This window comes from Piscinibacter sp. (genome assembly GCF_050175855.1).
Classification (GTDB): Bacteria; Pseudomonadota; Gammaproteobacteria; order Burkholderiales; family Burkholderiaceae_C; genus Piscinibacter.
The window spans coordinates 1-7269 of the sequence record NZ_JBFXIO010000268.1 but is presented as its reverse complement, the minus strand read 5'-3'; the positions used below and the strand labels follow the sequence as shown (position 1 = coordinate 7269).

5 protein-coding genes are annotated in these 7269 nt (G+C 72.3%); 1 reads left to right on the top strand and 4 read right to left on the bottom strand.

Annotated features, from left to right (window positions below; genetic code table 11):
- Together AB7U92_RS18295 and AB7U92_RS18290 are read right to left on the bottom strand one after the other, a co-directional pair.
- The coding region (locus tag AB7U92_RS18295; protein ID WP_428580155.1) for a putative bifunctional diguanylate cyclase/phosphodiesterase at positions 1 to 1458 on the bottom strand (1458 nt) is incomplete at its 3' end.
- Complete coding sequence (locus AB7U92_RS18290; protein ID WP_428580152.1) at positions 1455 to 2627, bottom strand: Hpt domain-containing protein; 1173 nt, start codon at positions 2625 to 2627, stop codon at positions 1455 to 1457. The genes AB7U92_RS18290 and AB7U92_RS18295, both read right to left, overlap by 4 nt.
- Positions 2628 to 2731: 104 nt before the next feature.
- Here AB7U92_RS18290 and AB7U92_RS18285 point away from each other — a divergent pair, with 104 nt between their 5' ends.
- The gene (locus tag AB7U92_RS18285; protein WP_428580149.1) at positions 2732 to 3877 is read left to right on the top strand and encodes a sensor histidine kinase; all 1146 of its coding nucleotides are present in this window, start codon (positions 2732 to 2734) and stop codon (positions 3875 to 3877) included.
- A gap of 81 nt (positions 3878 to 3958) precedes the next feature.
- On the opposite strand, the gene AB7U92_RS18280 is transcribed toward AB7U92_RS18285, so the two are convergent.
- Both AB7U92_RS18280 and AB7U92_RS18275 read right to left on the bottom strand, forming a co-directional pair.
- Positions 3959 to 4567 (bottom strand): ANTAR domain-containing response regulator, encoded by a 609-nt coding sequence (locus AB7U92_RS18280; RefSeq protein WP_428580146.1) that lies wholly within the window; start codon positions 4565 to 4567, stop codon positions 3959 to 3961.
- Between the two features lie 62 nt (positions 4568 to 4629).
- Positions 4630 to 7269, bottom strand: a 2640-nt coding sequence (locus AB7U92_RS18275; protein ID WP_428580143.1) for a PAS domain S-box protein, incomplete at its 5' end; no start/stop codon positions are given.

Genomic DNA, 7269 nt, shown 5'->3' with positions numbered 1-7269 from the left:
CGGCTGGTAGTGCAAGACGAGTTCCTCGCGCTCCAGCGCCTTGTGCAGGTCGGTCTCGAGGGCGAGCTTCTCGCGGCCCTTGCCGGCGAGCATCGGCGAGTACAGCGTGGCGTTGTTGCGGCCGGCGGACTTGACCGCGTACATCGCCACGTCGGCGTTGCGCAGCACGTCGGCCATGGTCGCGCCGTCGCGCGGGTACAGCGCGATGCCGACGCTGGCGGTCACGAAGCATTCCTGGCCGCCGACGAAGATCGGCTCGCGCATCAGGTCGAGGATTCGCTTGGCCACGCGCTCGGCGTCGCGCTCGTCGGACACCTCGGGCAGCAGCGCCACGAACTCGTCGCCGCCGAGACGGCCCACGGCCTCCAGCGTGCGATGCGAGCGCGAGCCCATGGCCTCCAGCGAGCTCTCCATCACCTGGTCGGAGTGGCGCACGCAGGAACGCAGCCGGCGCGACACTTCCATCAGCAGCTCGTCGCCGGCGCCGTGGCCCAGCGTGTCGTTGATGACCTTGAAGCGATCCAGGTCGATCAGCAGCAGCGCCACCTGGTGGCCCAGCCGCCGCGCATGCTCGAGCGCTCGCTCGGTGCGCCAGATCAGCTGGCGGCGGTTCGGCAGGCCGGTCAGGCCGTCGAAGTTGGCCAGGTGCTTGATCTTGTCCTCGGCCATGCGCCGGTCGGTCACGTCCTGCACGATGCCGGAGTAGCCGATCAGGTTGCCGAACTCATTGAACTCCGGCTCGGCCTCGACGTGCACGATGCGCTGGCGGCCGTCGAGCAACGTGACCGGCACGTCGGTGGCCAGCACCGAGCTGTGCTTGATGACCTCGCGCAGCACGGTGAGCAGGCCGGCGCGGTCTTCGGCGGGCAGCATGCGCAGCAGCGTGCGGAAGGGCAGCGATTCGTCGGGCGCGAGGCCGAACACGCGCAGGCCTTCGGCCGAGAACACCGGGCCGCCGACGCCGCGCTTCCAGTCGAAGCTGCCCATGCGGGCCAGGTCCTGTGCACGGGCCAGGCGCGACTTGTTGCGCTCCAGCTCGAGCCTCGTGCGCGCCGAGCGCAGCAGGTAGCGCAGGCGGCCCGACAGCAGGCTCCATTGGGTGGACTTGACGAAGAAGTCCGTCGCCCCGGCCTCGTAGGCGCGGGTGATCGAGGCGTCGTCGTCCAGCCCGGTCAGCATCAGCACCGGCAGCGATTCGAAGCCGGGCAGCTGGCGCAGCTGCCGGCAGGTCTCGAAGCCGTCCAGCCCCGGCATCATCGCGTCGAGCACCACCACGTCGGGCAGCCACTCGGTGAGGATGCGCATGGCCTGCTCGCCGCTGGTGGCCTCGGTGATGTCGAAGCCGCGCTCGCGCAGCGCGATCGAGGTCAGCAGCAGGTTGACCTCGTCGTCGTCGACCAGCAGCACCCGGGGCTGGCCGGGCAGGTCATCGTCGTCGCGGGCGGCGTGAGGGCTCATGAGGCGGGGTCGAGCATGCTGCGGATGGCCTGGCGGACGGCGTCCAGCTCGGCCACGAGCGCGGTCAGCGGCGCCTGCAGGTCGTCTGCGCTGTTCTCGCGGATGAGGGTCTCGACCGCGGCGCAGTGCTGCGACAGCGCCAGCGCGCCGATGCTCGCGGAAGACGACTTCAAGGTATGGGCCACGTGGCGCACGCCGGCACGGTCGCCGCTCGCGCGCGCCGCCTCGAGCTGCGGAAGCAGCCGCTCGACCGAGCTCTCGAAGGCCCTCAGCACCCGCTCGATCAGCTGGTTCTCGCCCTTCGGGTCGAGTTCGCGCAGCCGCTCCAGTGCCTGGGCATCGAGCTGGGCAGGCGCAGGCGAACGGTTCGGGGCAACGGACACGGCGGCGGCGGGCAAGGGATCCGGGGTGACAACTGTTTCAGGGTATTGTGTCCGACATCCGCCACCTTGCGCCCAGGAGGGCGTGCCCTCGGAGCCACCCCTTGGCGTGAGGATGTCACGGCAAGGCTCGCCAAGCGTGGCTTCGCCCGCAGCGTCAGCGCGCGCCAACTGCGCAAGGCGCCCGGCGAGCCGTTCGAAGAGGGCCTCCAGTCCACCCGGCTCGCCCTGCAGTGCCACGACCCCGAGCTCGATCACCGCGGCCCAGCGACCGTCGGAGCCTCGCACGGGAATCCCGAACGGGCCGTCGCCGGCGCCGGCCACGCGGCCTTCGCGCACCGCCTCGCCCAGCGGCGATCGCTCCAGGCGCACCCGGTGCTCGATGCCGGGCAGGCCGTCAGCGGTGATCGTGACCAAGTCCACGAACGGCGGCACCACGGCCCGCACGCGGTGGACGGTGGCCTCGCGCGCGCCGAGCTCGGCGCGCAGCGTGGCGGCGGCAGCCAGCGCCGCAGCCTCGAGCGAAGCGGCCTCCGCAGTGGCCTGGTTCAAGCGCAAGGCGATGTCGGCCAGGGCCGCGGCATGCAGCTTCGCCGGCGTGCTGTCGGGCGCGATGGCGGCGACGCGGCGATCGCGGCGCAGTGCGATCCGCGCCAGCGCATAGGCCGCGAGCACGCCGAGGCCGGCCAGCGCCGTCAGCGGCGTGGCCAGGTCGGTCGGCCCGAACAGGGCCGTGGCGGCCGCGGCGGCCGCCATCCAGAACAGGATGCGCGAGAGTCGGAACAGCATCGTCGTCGGTGCAGCGAGGCACAGTCCGTCTTCGGCGCCCCGCCCCCGAACTTGAACCCCGGAGCCGGCCGGCCGCCGCGGGGGTGCTCCTTACAATCGGTCGCATGTCCGCGCTGTCCCCCTGGGGCTTCGTCCTGCCCTCGCTGCTGATCGGCGCCCTGCTCGCCTACGGGTGGGCCCGCCAGCATGCGCGGACGCGCGAGGCGCTGCGTCGCGCCCGCGAGGAGCTTCGGATGCTGCAGGAGCAACTCGACGTCTGGCAGTGGCGCAGCGACGCCGCACACCGGCTGGTCGAGCTGCGCCCGCCGTCCGGCGCCGACGCCGCCCCGGTGCAAGGGGTCGGCCTGGCGCTGGCGGAGCGCATCGCCGCCGCCTCGCCGCAGGCGCTGCAGCAGCGGCTGGACGGCCGGGCGCCGCTGCACGACCTCGAGGCCCGCTTCGCCCCGGCGGCCGACCAGCCCGCACGCCGCGTGCTGCTGCGCGGCCGGCCGGTGAGCGACGACGAAGGCCGCTTCGCCGGCTACGCCGGCACGCTGCGCGTGATCGAGGAACCTGCGGCCGCACCGGCGGATGCAGACACCGAGGCCGAGCGCGAGTCGTTCAGCTACACCGTCTCGCACGACCTGCGTGCGCCGATACGCGTCGTCGAGGGCTTCACCAAGATCCTCAAGGAGGACTACGGCGGCTCGCTCGACCGCATCGGCAACGACCACCTCGACCGCGTGCTCGGTGCGGCGGCGCGGATGAACGCGATGATCGACGCGCTGCTGACGCTCTCGCGGCTGTCGACGCAGCCGCTGTCGCGCCAGCCGGTCAACCTCTCGCAGCTGGCCGCCTACGTGGCCGAAGACCTGCGCCGCCAGTCGCCGGGCCGCGAGGTCACGTTGCACATCGAGCCCGGCCTGCAGGTGATGGGCGACCCCACGCTGCTGCGCCTGGTGCTGGAGAACCTGCTCGGCAACGCCTGGAAGTACACCGGCAAGACGCGCGCGCCCGAAGTGTGGCTGGAGCGCCGGCCGCAGCATCCCGACACCTACACCGTGCGCGACAACGGCGCCGGCTTCGACATGCGCTTCGCCGAGCGGCTGTTCGGCGTGTTCCAGCGCCTGCACAGCGCCAGCGACTTCCAGGGCACGGGCATCGGCCTGGCCACCGTGCGGCGCATCGTACGGCGCCACGGCGGCGAGGTCTGGGCCGAGGCCGAGGTCGACCGCGGCGCGAGCTTTCACTTCTCGCTGCCGCCGGCCTGAATCAAGCCCCCCAGTCGCTGCGCTCCTGCCCCCGAGGGGCGCCGTCCGGCCTGGGGCGGCCCGGCGCCGGACCTTCCCCCTTCAACTCCCCGGGTTCGAGAGCAGTTCCACCGCCTGCAGCAGCCGCTCGGCCTGATCGGCCAGAGGCCGTTGTTCGGTCGAAGCCTGCCGGCGCAGCCTCTCGAGCGCCGGCCCGCGAGCCAATGAATAGCGGTGCATCAGCACGCCGACCGCCATCGCGACTGTTGGATCGAGAGACTCGGCGGTCGTCGCGGGCGCAGCCACCGGCGATTCGGCCGGCGCCGCGCGGCGCGCGCCGACGTTGGCCAGCGCCGCCTCCACCGCCGGCACGATCTGGCGGATGTCCAGCGGCTTGACGAGGTAGGCCACGGCGCCGAGCGCCTTGACCTGCGCCACGGTGGCGTCGTCGGAGAACGCCGACAGGAACATGAAGGGGATGCGGTACTTGTCGCGCAGGGTCTCGGCGACGTCGAAGCCGCTCTTGCCCTCCATGCGGATGTCCAGCAGCGCCAGGTCAGGCCGCCGCTCGCGGGCGAGCAGGATGGCGTCGTCGCCGTTGTCGGCATCGATCACCTCGTAGCCGGCCTGCACGAGGCCATGGACCAGCGTGGCCAGCACCAGCCGGTCGTCGTCCACCACCAGGATCGTGCCCTTGCCCGTCGCAGCCACCTTCGCGTCCTCTCGCGAGATCACAGTTGACGCGGATTGTCCGCGAAAGACAGCCGCTGCGGTCACGCCGGATCCAGCCGCGAGATGCTCGGCGGGTCGAGCGTCACGGTGGCCATCACGTGCTCACCCTGCTGCTCGATGGCCAGCGAGGCACTGCGCCGCGGCAGCAGCGCGCGCACCAGGCCAAGACCGGAGACACCGCCCGGCACCCGGGCCAGGTTGAAGCCCTCCGGCAGCCGGCCGGCGTTGCCAATGGCGATGCGCACGCCCTCCTCGCCGCAGGTCAGCGTGCAGCAGACGTCGGCGCCGGCGCTGTGCTTCACCGCGTTGGTCAGCAGTTCGTTCACGGTCAGCGCGATCGGAATCGACTCGGCCTCCGGCAGCGCCCAGCGGTGCGGCGCCGGCCCCTCCAGCGAGAAGCGGATGGTGCGGCCGAAGGTGCGCTGCACCGAGCCGGCGATCGCCTCGACCACGCTCTTGACGCGCAGCGGACCGGTCGCGCCCACCTGCAGGCCGTAGACCTGCGCGATGGCCTGCACCTGGCCGATCACCTCCGACATGACGCCGGCCACCTCGGGCCGCCGCTGGCCGATCTGCTGCAGCAAGCCGGCCACGCCCTGCAGGTTGTTCTTGATGCGGTGGTGCACTTCCTTGACCAGCATCTCGCGCTGCGCGATGGCCGCCTCGAAGCGGGCCTCCTGCGCGGCGCGCTGCTCGGTCACGTCGGTGGCCACCATCAGCAGCTGGTCGGGCGGCTGGCCGGGCTGGGTGGACAGCGGCAGGTAGCGCGCGTCCCACACCTGGGTGACGCCGTTGACCTCGATGCTGTACTCGTGCTGCGTCAGCTCGCGGCCGGCCAGCGCCTGCTCCATGTCGGCGCGGCGCTGCGCGGCGGTGGGCGCATCGAACAGCTGCTCCGGCGCGAGGCCCACCAGCTGCTGCGGCGTCATGCCGGCATTGCGAGCCGCCACCTGGTTGGCCTGGAGGACCTTCAGCGTGCGCGCCTCGCGCAGCGTGATCGCCATCGGCGCGGCCTCGATGATGCGCTGCAGCGAGGCCTGCGCCTCCGACATGCGCGCCTCGGCCTGGCGGCGCCGCTCGATGTCGAGCAGCGCGTAGGTGAGCTGGCGGCCGGTGGATTCGCGACTGGTGGCCACCGCGTTGCCGACCACCCAGAACTCGCGGCCGTCGCGTGCCTTGACGCGGCACTCGAAAGTCTCGGCCTGGCCCTCGGCCAGCTCCTTCAGGTAATGGGTGCGCCGGAACGGGTGCGTCGGCTCCGGCGTGGCCACGGTCGAGATCGGCTGGTTGAGGAAGTCGGCGAGGTCGCCGCCGAACATGCGCCGCGCCGAGCGGTTCATCCACTCGATGCCGCTGGCGCCGACGGTGACGATGCCCACCAGCACCGAATCGAGGATGGCGCGCGTGCGCTCGGCCTGCAATGCCACGGCGAGTTCGGCGCGGTGGCGCGCGTCGACGTTGACGAAGCTGGCGATGAAGCCGGCCGACAGGTCGCCCTGCTGTACCAGGCGCAGGCCGAGCTGCACCCACAGCAGGCTGCCGTCGCGGCGGCGCAGCTGCAGCTCGCCACTCCAGCGGCCGTGGGCACGCAACTCGCGCTCCTGGTGCGGCCAGCGCTTCGCGTAGTCGGCCGGATCGGCATAGAGCATCGACAGCGTGAGCCCGGCGAGGTCGGCCGCCGGCCAGCCGGCGAGCTGGGCCAGCGCGTCGTTGGCACGCTGGATGCGGCCGTCGCGCACCGAGGCGATGCCCACTTCGGAGAGGCTGAACATCAGCTCGCGGTCGCGTGCGGCCAGCTCCAGTTCGGTCTGCTGCAGCTTCAGCCGGGTGATGTCGGACAGCACCGCGATCAGCTCCACCGCACCCGAAGCGCCATCGGTGCGCCGCACCGACAGGCCGTACCACAGCGGTGCCTGGCCCGGCGGGGTGAACTCGAACTCGGCCTCGAGCACCTCGCCTTCGGCCAGCGTGCGCTGCGCCTGCGCGGCCGCATCGAGCACCTGCGGCTGCGCGGCGAACAGCTCGTGCAGGGTGCGGCCGGCGGCGATGCCCGGCCGCAGCCCGAGCATGGCCTCGAAGCGGTGGTTGCAGCGCACCAGGTGCTCGCCGCGCAGGTGGGCGATGCCGGTGACCGTGCTCTCCAGGATGCTGGTCATCTCGCGCAGCAGCTCCTCGCTGCGCGAGCGCGCCTGCTCCTGCTCGGTGACGTCCAGCGTCACCACCGAGGTGGTGCGCTGCCCGGAGGCCAGCGTGGCCGGCTCCACGCGCGTCAGCAGCCAGCGCTGGCCGAGCTCGGGGTGGCGGACGGCATAGCGCACCTCGGCGCGCTCGCCCAGGCGCAGGGCGCGTTGCAGTCGTTCGTATTCGGGGATCGACTCGGGCAGCACGACGTCGCGGCCGATGGCCTGCAGGGCCGAAGGCCCGCCAGCACCACTGCCGCCCTGGCGCTGGCGCTGGCGCACCCATCCGGCAGACTCCTGGAAGGTGGCCAGGCCGACGCCGGCGGTGTCCATCATCGCGCCGATCTGCAGCTGGGCGAGGTCACGCTCCTCCTCGACGCTGCGGTCCGGCGCCTCCTGGGCGGCATGTTCCAGCTCGGCCAGCAGCGCGTGGCGCCAGCGCCCCTGGTCGACGCGCGCGCGCACGTGGCTGTTGAAATCGCAATACGGGCATTTGGCGAC

What these genes read in the sequence shown, in the direction of transcription:
- AB7U92_RS18290 (WP_428580152.1), bottom strand. Translation starts at nt 2,627, where the DNA reads ATGCTGTTCCGACTCTCGCGCATCCTGTTCTGGATGGCGGCCGCCGCG.
- AB7U92_RS18285 (WP_428580149.1), top strand. Translation starts at nt 2,732, where the DNA reads ATGTCCGCGCTGTCCCCCTGGGGCTTCGTCCTGCCCTCGCTGCTGATC.